The sequence below is a fragment of the Idiomarina sp. genome, from assembly GCF_048260185.1.
Classification (GTDB): domain Bacteria; phylum Pseudomonadota; class Gammaproteobacteria; order Enterobacterales; family Alteromonadaceae; genus Idiomarina.
Window position 1 is genome coordinate 213,079 of record NZ_JBLXHB010000001.1, and the last position, 14,759, is coordinate 227,837.

Consider the following 14,759-nt stretch of genomic DNA (forward strand, 5'->3'; position numbering starts at 1 on the left):
CCAATGATGAAAGATGGTCTTTACGACCTGTTTTGTGAAAGCTTAGAGTCTCTTGCATTAAAGCCGGGGCAGCAATTAGTTGCTGCCCTTGGTGGTGGAGCCGACTCGCAAACTATCCTCGACTTGCTGATGCGCTTTCGTCAGCAGAACCCTCAGTATCAGTATTTAGCCATTCATTTAGATCATAGTTTTCACCCCAGTTCAGCTGACTGGTCGTTGACTATTGAGCATGCTGCTAAGGCCTATGGTATAAAAACGGTTTTTGAGCCGCTTAATGTGCCTGTGGAAAATCGTCAAAGCAAAGAGGCCGCCGGGCGTGAAAGCCGTTACCGGAGAATGACCGAGCTGACCGACGATGATGCAGTATTACTGCTTGGACAACACCGCAATGACCAGATAGAAACATTTTTTCTGCAATTAAAACGCGGCAGCGGGCCAAAAGGTTTATCCTCTATGGCCGCTATTCAGTCATGGGTGGGCAACCGTCGTCTCTGCCGACCTTTGCTTAGTGTGAGCAAAGAAGACATTTTAAGCTATGCGCAGCAACAGAAATTAACCTGGATTGAAGACGATACGAATTACGATACTCGTATTGAGCGGAACTTTTTGCGGCATAAAGTGGTGCCGTTATTAGAGCAGCGTTGGCCTCAGTTTGGGAATAGCGTGCTGAGGTCAGCAAAACTTTGTGCCGAGCAACAGCAGGTGATGGATGAACTGCTGGAGGAAAAGCTGCATAAGGCGCAGAAGCACAAAAGTCACTTTCCTTTAAGTTTGCTGAGGGAGCATTCTGCGGCTATGCAGCGAGCGTTACTGCGAACCTGGCTGCAAGAACAAAAATATTCGTTGCCCAGTTACGAGCAACTGGAGCAAATTCGGTTACAAGCTCAAAGCGCAACAGACGATAGCCAAATGCAGGTTCAGTGTGATGGCTACAGTGTGCGCTACTTTCAATACGCACTATGGTGCGACAACGATGTCGGCCAGTTACCTGAAGATTGTTGGTTAGCTGAGGCTAATGTCAATTTGGGTGAATGGGGAAAACTAAGCGTGCCAGATGCATTGCTGACAAATAATAATGAGTTGAGATTAACCTTTTCGTTAACCTCAGAAAAACTGGCAAAACCCGGACGTCAGGGGCGCAAAAAACTGAAAGACTGGCTGAAGCAGGCGGGAATTCCGCCGTGGTTAAGAGCCCGACGACCAATACTTGAGTTGAACGCTCAGTACGTGTGGGTAGCCGGACTTGGCTGGTTCAGCTACCAGGTTATTGAGAAAACAGAATTCGATCGCCTTCAGTTACCTGAGCCAAACTGGGTTAGCTCAGGTGTTGATTCTTACCGGTTACTTTAGCGGCGTAAAGGCGTCTGTCGGCTTCATCAATAATATCCTGCGGGCTATGAAAGCTCTCCATAACCAGGCTACCGGCGCTGACGCCAATATTGAAAGTGGCAAGGCTAATATCGTTATCAAGCGTGTCCCGAATACGCCGGAAAACGTCATCTGCTTGTTCGGGCCTTGTGTTTTCCAGTATTAATACAAATTCATCGCCACCATAGCGAAATACCCTATCCGTATCGCGCAGTTGCTGTTGCAATAAATTACCAAAGAGCTTTAGTACTTCATCACCTTGCTGGTGCCCATGACGGTCGTTGACTTTCTTAAAGCCATCCATATCCAATAGCATGACAATATGAGACTGTTTACTATCGCGCTTTAAACGTGCACTGATGTGCTCAAGCGTTTCGTCCAGTAAGGCTCTGTTGCCAAGGCCGGTTAAATGGTCTCGTATCGCAACTTTTCTTAAGCGCGAAAACTCTATAGCGTTACGCAGAGGGAAAGTCAGCTGTCGGTGCATTTGTTCCAGACGCACTTTATTCACATAGGATGGTTGACGTTTGAATTGGTAAACCATTTGTCCTAAGTATTCTTTATCGGCATAAAGCATTACCGAATATTCGCTCTCAAGGCTTTCGTAGTCACCAATTAAATTAATAATTTGGTCATCAGAGATAAATTGCAGAGCACTTACCGGTAAACGCTGAACCATGTATTCAGCGTAAATAGATAATACCTGATGCAAATCGAGAGATGTCTGCAACCGTTCAGTTAACGGGGTTGATTTGCTTTGCAAGTCAGCCGATGAGGTTAATTGACTGATAATTGCCTGAGTTTTGTTCTCAGTTGCCTTACTCTCAGTTTTTGCTACAGCTCTGTTTAGCATGACAAACCTTTTTGCCTGAATTTGATTATTGAAATTTTATTTGCAAATATTAGGCCAAGAATAGAAAAGCTATATTTTACAAAACGTTATAAGAGATAGTTTTTCTGAAACAAAAGAGTGTTACTATTTTGACACTCATAAAAACAAAGAAATCCAGGAGTTTATGAATGAACGGTACATTTTCCAGCCTTCTGCTTTTATTAGCGGTTGCCGTTATTCTTGTCTGGCTCTTCAGAAGGGTGAAATTGCCGGCAATTTTAGCCTACCTGGTTGCCGGTATTATTGCCGGGCCGGATGTTATGGGCTGGATAGCTGACCCGGATGATTATCATCTGGTTGCTGAGCTGGGTATTGTTTTGCTCCTGTTTTCGCTGGGGCTTGAGTTCTCTTTACCGAAGATGATTGCCATGCGGCGATGGGTATTCGGGTTAGGCGCGGCTCAGGTTCTTGGTTCCTTGTTAGTCTTTTTGCTTATCGGCTTTATCTGGCTGGATGAATGGGCTGCATCTTTGGCTATTGCCGGAGCGTTGGCCTTGTCCTCTACTGCGGTTGTTATCAAGCAATTAAAAGAAAGTGCACAGACTTCAACCCGTCGCGGGCAGATGAGTGTCGCCATTTTGCTGTTTCAGGATATAGCGGTGGTGCCACTGCTTATTATTATTCCTCTGCTGGCCTCCGATAACGGCAACATTGGCTATACCTTATTACTGGCTCTGGCGAAAGGTGCCGCCGTTATTGCTGTACTAATGACAATAGGCAAATGGGTCTTACCTTATTTATTCAAAGAAATAGCCAAGCAAAGAACCGATGAACTGTTTGTTCTGGCGACGCTTCTGGTCGCACTGGTTGCCGGTGGTATGACTCATGTTTTTGGTCTTTCTATGGCGTTAGGTGCTTTTTTAGCCGGAATGATGCTGGGGGAAAGCCAGTATAAACATCAGCTGGAAGCCGATATTCGCCCGTTTCGCGATATTTTAATGGGCTTGTTCTTTACGACCATAGGCATGCAGCTTCAGCTTTACGGCTTCGTCCATAATTTTCACTGGATACTGGTGGCTTTGATTGTAATGGCTGTGATTAAAATTGCGTTAATTAGCTCAGTAGCACGTTTTATGGGCGAGCGGGACGAGGATGCCTGGGGCAGTGGTATTTCACTATTTCAAATGGGGGAGTTTGGCTTTGTTATCGTCGCGTTAGCAAGCTCTCACGGCTTACTGAGTAAAGAAATAGTCACCAGTATGATAGGTATTGGTGTATTGAGTATGGCGATAACACCTATTGTGATTCATCGTCTGAAACCTTTAGTGAGTCTGCTTGTTCGACACCCTGATCCTCTGGTCGATATTGAGAAGCAGCGAACCTCTGTTAGTGAAGGATTAGAGAATCAGGTGCTTATTTGCGGCTTTGGCCGGGTCGGTCAAACCATGAGTCGGTTTTTAGACGCCGAGGGAATTACTCACATAGCTGTCGACAACGACCCCATGCGAGTTCAGGAAGCCGTTGCCGGCGGTGCCCGGGTCTACTTCGGTGATAGCGCACGGAAAGACATCTTGCGGGCGGTAGGAGCCGAGAGTGTCGATCTGATTATTATCAGCTTCGCTGATGATTTGCGCGCACTTGAAGTACTAAAAGAGCTTCGCCAGTTAAACCCCGAAGCCTACATTATTGTACGGAGTCGTGACGATACAAGATTGACTCAGTTACAGGAAGCCGGTGCATCGCAGGTGGTACCGGACACACTGGAAGCAAGCTTAATGCTTATTTCTCACGTGCTCAGTCGTAGTGGTATTCCAATACGTCGTATTCTTGCGCGGTTAGATAAAGAAAGGCGTAACCACTACGGTGAAATGCATGGGTTCTTTCAGGGGAATGAAACTGAAATTACACCGGAACTGGCTGACAAACTTGAGTTTTTACGTGCTTTAACCTTACCGGAAGGTGCCTGGGCGACGGGCAAACGCATTGATGAATTAGACTGGGACAAGCATCAGGTGCAATTGAAAGCTTTACGGCGCGACGACGAGGAAATTCCGGAGCCTGATAGTGATACCGAATTACAACCGCAGGACGTGGTCTTGCTGGTGGGTAAACCGCGTTATGTTGAGGCCGCGGAACGGTGGTTACTTGAAGGCTGAAACAGTCAGTTACAACTTAGTGCCGGAATCACACAACTGGCAACAGTTAACGTCTAACATTTTACATTATTAACAGCAATAATAATGCTGTGAGTTAACCAATTATGAGAACAATAAAAAATGAAATTTAAAAAACGAGCCTTTATTCCGCCGTTAATTATTGTTGGAGCTATCGTTTTATCGATACTTGCAAGCATGTCTGCGGAGCCGCCAAAACAGAAAGATACAAGTAAACCCGCTGCGATGGTTGAAATTCTGGAAGTGAGCCCTCGTGACATGACCTTTATCGTTGATTCTCAGGGAACGGTAAAACCAAAGCACTCTACCACACTGGTTGCAGAAGTGACCGGACAGATTGTCGACGTTGCTGAGAATTACCATGCCGGTGGCTTCTTCAAAAAGGGCGACATGCTGGTTCAGGTTGATCCTTCTGATTATGAAGTTGCAGTCCAGCAAGCACGTGCTGCTTTGTTACAAGCTCAGTCTGAGCTAGAACAAGAAAAAGCACGTGCCCGTGTCGCTGAAGAAGAATGGTCGGCATTTAAAGAAGGTAAAGCGCCAGAGTTGGGGTTACGCAAACCGCAACTGGCCAGTGCCATTGCTGCAGTAGAGTCAGCCGAAGCTAATGTCGCCAAAGCCGAGCGTGATTTAGAGCGGACCACCATAAAAGCTCCTTACGACAGCGTACTTCGCAGTAAAGAAGCTAACCTGGGACAATTTGTGTCAACGGGCAGCCAAATAGCCCTGGTTTTTGATACCCGCACCGCCGAAGTCCGGTTACCATTAAGTGATCTTGATATGACTTACATTCTTGATCCGGCTGTTGCTGAAGAATCGCCCCGAGTGCAGTTAGAGTCTATGGTTTCCGGAAAGTCGGCAACCTGGCAGGGGCGTCTGGTTCGTACAGAAGGCGTTTTAGATGAAAACAGCCGGGTTATCTATGGTGTCGTAGAAGTCTCTGACCCTTATAACCTGGGGGAAGAGACACATCCTATTCCTTTGCGCTATGGGCGTTTTGTTCAGGCAAAAGTTGAGGGCACTGCGGCTCAGGGAGTTATCGAAGTTCCTACCTATGCACTGAATCCTGATGGGTCTGTCTGGATTGTTCCTGAAAGTCGCGAGCTGGAAAAACGTGATGTTGAGGTTGTGCGAACTCAGGGCAATACAAGCCTTATCAGCTCCGGACTGGAAAGTGGAGATAAAGTGGTGCTGACGCAGCTGAAGAATGCGTTACCGGGTATGAAGGTACGTTTGCCCGGCGACCCACTACCGGAGCAAATGGAAACAACGGCTAAGACAGATGAAGACGGCGAGAAAAAAGCCGAAGACTCTGAAAATGTAGGCGGGTAAACATCATGACGACTGAAAAACAAACCGGTCTGATTGCGTGGTTTGCACGCAACTCGGTAGCCGCAAATTTATTGATGATCATTATTCTGGTTGCAGGTGCGCTATCAGTGTTCACCGTACGCAAGCAGATGTTTCCGGAAATTGAACTGAATATTATCAGCATTCAGGTACCGTTCCCCGGTGCTGCGCCACAGGAAGTGGAGCAAGGCGTTATTATGCTGATAGAAGATGCCATTGAAGATGTTGATGGTATTGAAGAAATGACCTCTCAGTCGCGGGAAGGCGGCGGTAGTGTCACTTTGGAAGTTGAGCCTGACTATGACGTACAAGTTGTCATGGACGAGGTAAAAATGCTGGTGGATGCGATTCCTAACTTTCCCCAGCAAATCGAAAAACCGAATATTTACCGGGTAAGACCACAACGACAAGTTATCTGGATGTCGGTTTACGGTGACCTGGATGAACGCTCCCGTAAAGAGCTGGCAAAGGAAGTTCGCGATGAGCTCAAGACTGTCGGCGGCATAACCAAAGTTGATGTTGTCGGTAGCCGTGATTATGAAATTTCGGTTGAGATTTCTCAGCAGGATCTTGAACGCTACGGACTGACCTTTTCGCAAATTGTAGACGCGGTTCGTGGTACCTCAATCGATGTTGCGGGCGGCTCAATTAAAACGCCCAACGGTGACATTTTATTGCGCGCTAATAACCAGGCCTACGTTGGCGGTGAGTTTGAGAAAATTGTCTTGTTAAGCCGTGCTGACGGTACGCGCTTGACCCTGGGCGATATTGCCAAGGTAGAAGATGGTTTTATTGAAGAAGAGTCTTATACCCGCTTTGACGGTAAACCGGCAACTTTTGTCCGGGTGCAGTCAGTGGGCGATCAGAACGACCTTAAGATAGCAGAGTATGTCCGTGGTTATACGGAAAGAAAAAATGAAGAGCTGCCCGACGGCGTTCAGGTAGCACAATGGGGAGATTCGTCTTATTACCTGCAAGGCCGTTTAGACTTGATGCTGAACAATATGTGGATGGGTGGACTGTTGGTATTCCTCATGTTGTCGCTGTTCTTACAGCTGCGCTTAGCGTTCTGGGTCATGATAGGCATTCCGGTATGTTTCCTGGGTACTATCGCTTTAATGCCGCTGCCGATGTTTGATATCTCTATTAATATGATATCGCTGTTCGGCTTTATACTCGTGTTAGGGATAGTGGTGGATGATGCAATAGTCATAGGGGAGAGCGCCTATACCGAAATAGAGGAAAACGGTAAAAGTATCGATAACGTTATTGCCGGAGCCAAACGAGTCGCTATGCCGGCTACCTTCGGTGTATTAACAACCATGGTTGCTTTTATACCGATGTTGACGGTTGAAGGCGGCATGGGGGCCATTTGGGAGTCTATTGCCTGGGTCGTTATTCTTTGTCTGGCGTTTTCTTTGGTGGAGTCAAAACTCATATTGCCGGCACACATCGCCAATATGAAGTACTCCAAAGAAAAAGGTGAAAAAGCCAATGCGTTTCAACGCTTCCGTAATAAATTTGCAGGTGCAATTAAGTCATTTGTAGAGAACTACTATCGACCATTTCTTAAGAAGTGTCTGCATTATCGCTATACGACTTTAGCCAGTTTCGTTGCATTACTGATACTAATGGCTGGGTTGATGAGTGGCGGTATTGTGCGCTGGGTATTCTTTCCCGATATTCCCAGTGACTTTGTGCAGGCTAACGTTGAGATGCAGCCCGGAACGTCAGAAACTCGTACCATTGAAGTTCTGAACAGTGTTGAAAAATCACTCAACGCAGTAAACAGTAGAATAAAAGAAGAGGATGGCGAAGCTGTTGTCCGCCATACCAATATCTGGATGGACGGTAATACTGCTGGTACTGTTTTTGTTGAATTGAAAAAAGGTGAAGATCGCCAGATAGACGGGTTTGAAATTGTGAACCAGTGGCGTGAAGCTGTTCCTGAACTGGCCGGAGTGCGAGCTCTTAATTTTCAGGGAAGCATGAGCGGCGGTAGTGGCTTTGATATTGAATTTCAGTTAGTGGGTGAAGACCTGGACGAACTGAAAGCCGCAGCTGATGAGTTGAAATTGGAACTGGCTGACTACGACGGTGTGTTCGATATTGAAGATACCTTTGGTGACGGTAAAGAAGAGATTTTGCTGCAGACTAAGCCTTTAGCGACAGCTATGGGGATTAATCTGGCTGAATTGGCAACGCAGGTACGCTACGCATTTTACGGTGCCGAGGCACAGCGTATACAACGAGGCGACGAGGAAATTAAAGTGATGGTTCGCTATCCTCGTGACCAGCGTGAGTCGGTTGGCAATTTACAGGATATGAAGCTGCGCGCAGCGGATGGTTCTGAAATTCCGTTTACTGAGTTGGCAGATATTGAATTTGCCGAAGGCTACAGCACCATTACCCGTATTGACCGCCAGCGCTCTGTGAATGTTCGTGCGCGTGCCGACAAAGACAAAGTCGAGCCTTTCCGGGTCGTCAAAGAGGTGCGTGAAGAGAAAATTCAGCCAATTCTGGATAAGTACCCAAGCGTTAGCTTTCAATTGCAGGGCGCTACTCAGGACGAAGCTGAAGCAACGGGCTCGCTGGCAATTGGTGGTCTGCTGGCAATGTTTGCTGTCTATGCGTTAATGGCTATTCCGCTGAAATCCTATAGCCAGCCATTAATTATTATGTCGGTGATACCTTTCGGTATGATTGGTGCGGTTATTGGCCACTGGGTTATTGGTATGCCGGTCAGCATTTTGAGCTTGTTTGGTATTATCGCGTTAGCCGGGGTTGTGGTGAACGACAGTCTGGTCATGGTTGATTACGTTAACCGAGCCCGGGAGATGGGGACGGATTTGCGTAAAGCGGTGCTGGATGCCGGTTGTCGCCGCTTCCGCGCAATAACCTTAACCTCGTTAACGACTTTCTTCGGTTTGCTTCCGATAGTGCTGGAGAAGAGTCTGCAGGCTAAGATAGTGATACCAATGGCAATATCGCTGGCCTTCGGTATTATTTTCGCAACGATTATTACCTTGCTGTTAATACCTTGCCTGTACTTGATTTTGGCTGATACTAAGCGAGGGCTGCGCACCATGTTGTCCTGGTATGGGCTGGCAACACCGCCTGAACCTAAAGACATGAGTACTAAAGAGGCACTGGAACACTACTAAGTGTCTGAGCAAATGAAAGAAAGCCGGAGCTAAGTCTCCGGCTTTATCGTATGGTTCGTCATAAACTGGTAAACTAACTATTCTAAACTGTTAAATTATTAATAACCGAAAACTCCAGAGGAAACGCTGACATGTTGCTGTCGCTTCTTGATCTTGCCGCATTGCTATTTTTCTTTTTCTGCTGGATAGGCTATTCATTGTTTGCCCGCAAGCGAGCCCGAACCACGCATTGTCTGTCGAGTATTTTGTGCTCGTTAAGAATTGACTGGTTTACCACTGTCATGCACAAAGAGAATCAAGTTGCTGACGCGTCACTTATTGGTAATGTCGAGCGTACTGTAACCTTCTTTGCTTCCTCTACCATTTTAGTTCTGGCTGGTGTTATTACGGTCTTAGCGCATGCCGATGAAGTGGTGTTAGTGCTAAATGAAATTCCGATGAGTCCAGATACCAGTTCTATTTTGGTGCAGTTCAAGCTGTCGGTGTTAGCCATTATCTTTATCTACGCCTTTTTTAAGTTTACCTGGTCTATTCGTCAGTTCGGTTTTGTGTCCGTCCTGCTGGGAGCCTCGGTCGAGTATCACCAGGGCAATAAACCGGAAGAAGAGCGTCAGCGTTTTGCTATGCACGCAGCAAAAGTACTGGATCAGTCCGGGCATGAGTACAATAAGGGTCTGCGCACATATTATTTTGCTTTGGCCTATTTATCCTGGTTTCTGCATCCCGTCATCTTAATTGCTTCAAGTGCTGTGGTGGTCGCAGTGCTTTATCGTCGTGAATATCGCTCACGAGTATTACGTGAATTGTTGGCAACGAAAGGCTATGTGCCGGGAAAAAAATAGGAGAAGGTTGTGAATAAGGTATTTTCTGATTTTCTGGCCTGGACTCGTGAACATGAGTGGGGTTGTAGCGAGAGCCATGACTTAACACTGGGCAATGGCACGAAACTGTCGGTCTGGGATAGCGGAGTGTTAGAAGTTTCACCGGCTAATCCGGGACACAAGGATATTGTGTTATCCTGTGCGGTGCATGGAAATGAAACGGCTCCTATCGAAATATGCCGGGATATCATTAATGACATTATTAATGAAAAACAGACAGTAACGCACCGCACGCTGTTTTTAATTGCAAACCCCGCCTCAATAAACAAAGGTGAGCGGTTTGTTGAAGAAAATATGAACCGGCTGTTTAGTGGTGAGCACAGTAAAGGCAGTACGCAAAATAAAGAACGCGAGCGCGCAGCAAAGATAGAAAGCTATGTGGAGCGTTTTTATCAATTGGCTCCGGAAGGAACCCGCGAACGTTTTCATTATGACTTACATACTGCTATTCGCGACTCAAAACGTGAGAAATTTGCGGTTTATCCGTTCACTCACGGCGCACCTTACAGCCGCCAACAGCTTCAGTTTTTGCTATCTTGTGGTGTTGATACGGTATTATTAAATCAGGCACCGACAACGACATTTTCATATTTTAGCGCGCGTCAGTTTAACGCCCATGCGTTTACCGTTGAGCTGGGTAAAGTCCGTCCATTTGGCGAAAATGACAGGGCTAAGTTTGCCGCAGCGGAAACCACCTTGCGCGACTTAATTTCGCAAACTGAGCTGGATTTTGGTCCCTTTGAACCAGAACAACACTATGTGTTTAAGGAAGCTCAAACCATAAACCGCACACAACCTGACTTTGAGCTAAACTTTGCGGATGATGTGGCTAACTTCACCTCTTTTAATAAAGGGGAGCTACTGGCCAGAGACGGTGACAAGGCATGTTACGCGCAGCATGACGGCGAACATATTATTTTCCCTAATGCCAAAGTGGCGCTGGGGCACCGGGCGTTGTTAACTGTGGTTAGAGTACCCACAGAGTCGCTCGATTTAGTCTGAAATTATTGAGCCTAAGTTACCGAACTTTGTTAAGACTGTTCGTTTCTATTTACACTTAGCGCACTCAGTTTTCATTAGGGAGTGGTTTGCATGTCACTTTACGTAAAGGTAAAGTAGCGGCAATTTCCAACCCAGCTTAAAACCGAAAGAGAAGGTTATGGTCAAGGATAAAAAACACGACACAGAAATTGTGACGAAACCGAAATGGTTTGATAAAGACTCAGTCACAATTCCAATGCTGCAAATCTTAAAAGAAGATGGCAGTTTTCATAAAGATGCGGACATGCCGGAGTACGATAAAGAGCTGATCGTGAAAATTCACGACACCATGCAATTTATCCGTATTCTTGATGAACGCATGATTGCCGCACAGCGTCAGGGCCGTATCAGTTTTTACCTGGCTTCACGAGGTGAGGAAGCCGAGAGTGTGGCGTCTGCCGCCGCGCTGGATGCTGGTGATATGATCATGGGCCAATATCGTGAGCAGGGCGCATTAGCTTACCGTGGCTTTACCGTTGAACAGTTTATGAATCAGCTGTTTTCGAACGAAAAAGACTTAGGTAAAGGTCGCCAAATGCCGGTTCACTACGGTTGTGCTGACTTAAACTTTATGACTATTTCTTCGCCGTTGGGAACACAAATTCCACAGGCAACAGGTTATGCGTTTGGTCAGAAAATGGATAAAACCGAGAAGTGCACTATCTGTTACTTCGGTGAAGGTGCTGCCTCTGAAGGTGATTTCCACGCGGCTCTGAATATGGCATCGGTTTATAAAGTGCCAGTCATCTTCTTCTGCCGTAATAATGGTTACGCTATTTCTACACCGGCGCAAGGCGAACAGTATGCCGGTGACGGTATTGCCCCGCGTGGTATAGGCTATGGCATGAAAACCATACGCATAGACGGTAACGATGTTTTCGCTGTACTCAAAGCGACACAGGAAGCTCGTCGTCTGGCTGTAGAAGAAAACGAACCTGTTTTAATTGAAGCCATGTCTTACCGCATGTCTGGTCACTCGACCTCGGATGACCCTACTGGTTACCGTACGCGTGATGAAGAAGCGGGTTGGCAGGCGAAAGATCCGCTTGAGCGTTTACAAAAGTGGATGATGAACGAAGGCTGGTTGGATAAAGACCACGTTGAAGAACATCATGCTGAAGTTAAGGCGAAAGTTCTGGCGGCGTTAAAAGAGTCAGAAAAAGTGCCGGTCCCGCACATTGATGAGCTGATCAATGATGTTTACGACGAACCGACTGACATGCTGAAAGAGCAGTTAGACGAGTTGAAAGAGCACATCCGTAAATACCCGGATGCCTATAGTAAAACGTCGGGGAGACTGGACTAATGGCTAAAATGAATTTACTACAGGCCATCAACAGCGCGCTAGACCTGGCGATGGCTAAGCATGACAACGTATACAGTTTTGGTGAAGATACCGGTGGCTTTGGTGGTGTATTCCGCGCCACTTCAGGCTTGACTGAAAAATACGGCAAGCACCGTAACTTTAATACTCCACTGGTAGAGCAGGGGATTATTGGTTTTGCCAATGGCCTGGCGTCACAAGGCAGCTATGCCATTGCCGAAATTCAGTTCGGCGACTACATCTTCCCGGCGTTTGACCAAATTGTGAATGAAACGGCCAAGTTCCGTTATCGTTCAGGTAATGAATTTAACGTTGGTGGTTTAACTATTCGTACCCCGTACGGTGGTGGTATCGCCGGTGGTCATTACCACTCGCAGTCTCCGGAAGCTTACTTTGCGCATACGCCGGGTATTAAAATAGTGACCCCGCGTAACCCGTACGAAGCAAAAGGGTTACTGCTGAGCGCTATTTTTGATAAAAACCCGGTCTTGTTTATGGAACCTAAGCGGTTGTACCGCGCGTCAACAGGCGATGTTCCGGAAGAAGAATACACCATTCCATTAGGCAAAGCCGACGTAGTCAAAGAAGGTAAGGATATTACCGTTCTTGGCTGGGGCGCGCAGATGGAAATGATTGAAAAAGCGGTGGAAAAATCCGAAGAAGACGGCGTTTCGTGCGAAGTCATTGACTTGCGTACTATTTCTCCATGGGATGTTGAAACCGTTACAGAATCGGTTTTAAAAACCGGTCGTTTGGTGATTACGCAGGAAGCACCGATTACCGGTGGTTTCGCCAGCGAAATTGCGGCAACCGTTCAGGACAAATGCTTCCTGTACCTGGAATCACCAATTGGCCGAGTGTGCGGTATCGACGTACCGTATCCGCTGTGTCACGAAAAAGAGTACATGGCTGATCACTTGAAGATTTATGAAGCGATCAAACGCTCAATGAACTACTAAGGACCCATCGACATGAGTAAAGACTTTATTCTGCCCGATATCGGCGAAGGGATCGTAGAGTGCGAAATCGTTGAGTGGCTGGTTGCCGAAGGTGACGAAGTTAAAGAAGACCAACCCGTAGTTGAGGTCATGACCGACAAAGCTATGGTTGAGATCCCGGCCAAAGACGACGGCATTGTGGAAAAACTGTATTACCAGAAAGGTGATATTGCCAAGGTTCACGAACCGTTATTTGCAATAAAGCCAGCTGACGGATCTTCTGACGAGGCACCTGCCAAGGAAAAAGACAGCGCGCCTGCTAAAAAAGAAGAACCGAAAACAGAGGAAAAACAGACCTCGACTGACGGTGATACAACCGACTTTATTTTACCGGATATCGGTGAAGGTATTGTTGAATGCGAAATCGTTGAATGGCTTGTGTCTGAAGGCGATGAAGTGAAAGAAGATCAGCCGGTTGTTGAAGTGATGACGGACAAAGCAACGGTTGAAATTCCGGCTAAAGACGACGGTACCGTAGTTAAGCTGTATCACAAAAAAGGTGATATCGCGGAAGTACACAAGCCGTTGTTTGCGTTGAAGCCAGTTGGTGGCGTTCAAGAATCGGGTTCAAATGCTCCACAGAGCCATGTTGACCCCGACGCTAAGACTTCGCCATCGGATTCCAAAGCAGAAGCGGAGCCACCCGCGAAGGCGCGTCAGGGCAAAGCTATTGCCAGCCCGGCTGTGCGTCGTCTGGCACGTGAGAGCGATATTAACATTGCTGAAGTACCAGGTTCAGGTAAAAAAGGCCGGGTTCTGAAGAAAGATATTGAAGCCTTTAAATCGGGTGAGCAGAAGTCAGCCGCATCAAGCGATAGCCAGCAACCGCAGAAAGCCGCGGCTACTAGCGGTGGTACTCGTACTGAAGCTATCCGTGGTGTGAAAGCGGCTATGGCTAAGCAGATGATGAGCTCGGTCAGTACGATTCCACATTTCACTTACGCCGATGAGTTCGATGTTACTGACTTAATCGCATTGCGTGAAAAGCTAAAAGAGCAATACAAAGAGAAGGGTATTCGTTTAACTGTTATGCCATTCTTTATCAAAGCTCTTTCGCTGGCACTGAAAGAATTCCCTGTGATGAATGCACAGGTGAATGAAGACTGTACTGAGATCACTTATTTTGATGATCACAACATTGGCATGGCCGTTGACACCAAGATTGGCCTGTTAGTACCTAACGTAAAACAGGTACAAAACAAAAGCATCATTGATGTAGCCAATGAGGTCACTCGTCTGACTCAGGCATCGCGTGAAGGTAAGTTGCCACAAGCCGATATGAAAGGCGGTACCATCAGCATTTCAAACATTGGTGTTATTGGCGGTACGGTGGCAACTCCTATCATCAACAAACCTGAAGCCGCGATTGTCGCTTTAGGTAAGGTGCAGGAACTGCCGCGCTTTGATGCCAACGGTAACGTGGTAGCCCGTAAAATAATGACGGTAAGCTGGTCAGGCGACCATCGTATTATCGATGGCGGCACCATTGCCCGTTTCAACAAACTCTGGCAGGAATACCTCGAAGACCCAACCAGCATGCTGGTTAACATGGTCTAGTCAGAAACAAAGAGTTAGATAAAGCTTCGGAACACGCCGTAAACCCATCCTTGGCGTCACACAGCTCCCG

The 14,759-nt window shown here is 46.9% G+C and carries 10 protein-coding genes; 9 read left to right on the forward strand and 1 reads right to left on the reverse strand.

Annotated features, from left to right (window positions below; genetic code table 11):
- Window positions 1-3 precede the first annotated feature (3 nt).
- A complete protein-coding gene (gene tilS / locus ACN0RF_RS01110) occupies window positions 4-1,350 on the forward strand; it encodes a tRNA lysidine(34) synthetase TilS (protein WP_417437747.1) in 1,347 nt (448 codons plus the stop codon).
- Here the strand turns inward: tilS and ACN0RF_RS01115 are convergent.
- Window positions 1,316-2,221: a GGDEF domain-containing protein gene (locus ACN0RF_RS01115; RefSeq protein ID WP_417437748.1), complete on the reverse strand. Its 906-nt coding sequence runs from the start codon at window positions 2,219-2,221 to the stop codon at window positions 1,316-1,318. The two genes, tilS and ACN0RF_RS01115, sit on opposite strands and share 35 nt — an antisense overlap.
- 167 nt (window positions 2,222-2,388) lie before the next feature.
- On the opposite strand from ACN0RF_RS01115, the gene ACN0RF_RS01120 reads away from it, so the two are divergent.
- From ACN0RF_RS01120 to ACN0RF_RS01155, 8 genes are all read left to right on the forward strand, one after another.
- Complete coding sequence (locus ACN0RF_RS01120; protein WP_417437749.1) at window positions 2,389-4,356, forward strand: cation:proton antiporter; 1,968 nt, start codon at window positions 2,389-2,391, stop codon at window positions 4,354-4,356.
- Window positions 4,357-4,476: 120 nt separating this feature from the next.
- Window positions 4,477-5,706 carry an efflux RND transporter periplasmic adaptor subunit gene (locus ACN0RF_RS01125; RefSeq protein ID WP_342488119.1) on the forward strand — a complete coding sequence of 410 codons (1,230 nt, stop codon included), beginning with the start codon at window positions 4,477-4,479 and terminating at the stop codon, window positions 5,704-5,706.
- 5 nt (window positions 5,707-5,711) lie between these two features.
- Window positions 5,712-8,888 (forward strand): efflux RND transporter permease subunit, encoded by a 3,177-nt coding sequence (locus ACN0RF_RS01130; protein WP_417437750.1) that lies wholly within the window; start codon window positions 5,712-5,714, stop codon window positions 8,886-8,888.
- A 131-nt stretch (window positions 8,889-9,019) separates the two neighbouring features.
- Entirely contained in the window at window positions 9,020-9,730 is a 711-nt protein-coding gene (locus ACN0RF_RS01135; RefSeq protein ID WP_417437751.1) for a DUF599 domain-containing protein, read from the forward strand.
- Window positions 9,731-9,739: 9 nt separating this feature from the next.
- Window positions 9,740-10,771 (forward strand): succinylglutamate desuccinylase, encoded by a 1,032-nt coding sequence (gene astE / locus ACN0RF_RS01140; protein WP_417437752.1) that lies wholly within the window; start codon window positions 9,740-9,742, stop codon window positions 10,769-10,771.
- A gap of 157 nt (window positions 10,772-10,928) precedes the next feature.
- Entirely contained in the window at window positions 10,929-12,116 is a 1,188-nt protein-coding gene (locus ACN0RF_RS01145; RefSeq protein ID WP_110013810.1) for a thiamine pyrophosphate-dependent dehydrogenase E1 component subunit alpha, read from the forward strand.
- On the forward strand, window positions 12,116-13,093 hold the full coding sequence (locus ACN0RF_RS01150; RefSeq protein WP_011234915.1) for an alpha-ketoacid dehydrogenase subunit beta: 978 nt from the start codon (window positions 12,116-12,118) through the stop codon (window positions 13,091-13,093). The genes ACN0RF_RS01145 and ACN0RF_RS01150 overlap by 1 nt, the downstream gene beginning before the upstream one ends.
- 12 nt (window positions 13,094-13,105) lie before the next feature.
- A complete protein-coding gene (locus ACN0RF_RS01155) occupies window positions 13,106-14,689 on the forward strand; it encodes a dihydrolipoyllysine-residue acetyltransferase (RefSeq protein WP_417437753.1) in 1,584 nt (527 codons plus the stop codon).
- The last annotated feature ends 70 nt before the right edge of the window (window positions 14,690-14,759 follow it).

Bases quoted from the DNA above. Each gene is read 5' to 3' on its own strand.
- ACN0RF_RS01135 (WP_417437751.1), top strand. From the start codon at position 9,020: ATGTTGCTGTCGCTTCTTGATCTTGCCGCATTGCTATTTTTCTTTTTC.
- ACN0RF_RS01130 (WP_417437750.1), top strand. From the start codon at position 5,712: ATGACGACTGAAAAACAAACCGGTCTGATTGCGTGGTTTGCACGCAAC.
- ACN0RF_RS01145 (WP_110013810.1), top strand. From the start codon at position 10,929: ATGGTCAAGGATAAAAAACACGACACAGAAATTGTGACGAAACCGAAA.
- ACN0RF_RS01155 (WP_417437753.1), top strand. From the start codon at position 13,106: ATGAGTAAAGACTTTATTCTGCCCGATATCGGCGAAGGGATCGTAGAG.
- ACN0RF_RS01125 (WP_342488119.1), top strand. From the start codon at position 4,477: ATGAAATTTAAAAAACGAGCCTTTATTCCGCCGTTAATTATTGTTGGA.
- ACN0RF_RS01115 (WP_417437748.1), bottom strand. From the start codon at position 2,221: ATGCTAAACAGAGCTGTAGCAAAAACTGAGAGTAAGGCAACTGAGAAC.
- tilS (WP_417437747.1), top strand. From the start codon at position 4: ATGATGAAAGATGGTCTTTACGACCTGTTTTGTGAAAGCTTAGAGTCT.
- ACN0RF_RS01150 (WP_011234915.1), top strand. From the start codon at position 12,116: ATGGCTAAAATGAATTTACTACAGGCCATCAACAGCGCGCTAGACCTG.
- ACN0RF_RS01120 (WP_417437749.1), top strand. From the start codon at position 2,389: ATGAACGGTACATTTTCCAGCCTTCTGCTTTTATTAGCGGTTGCCGTT.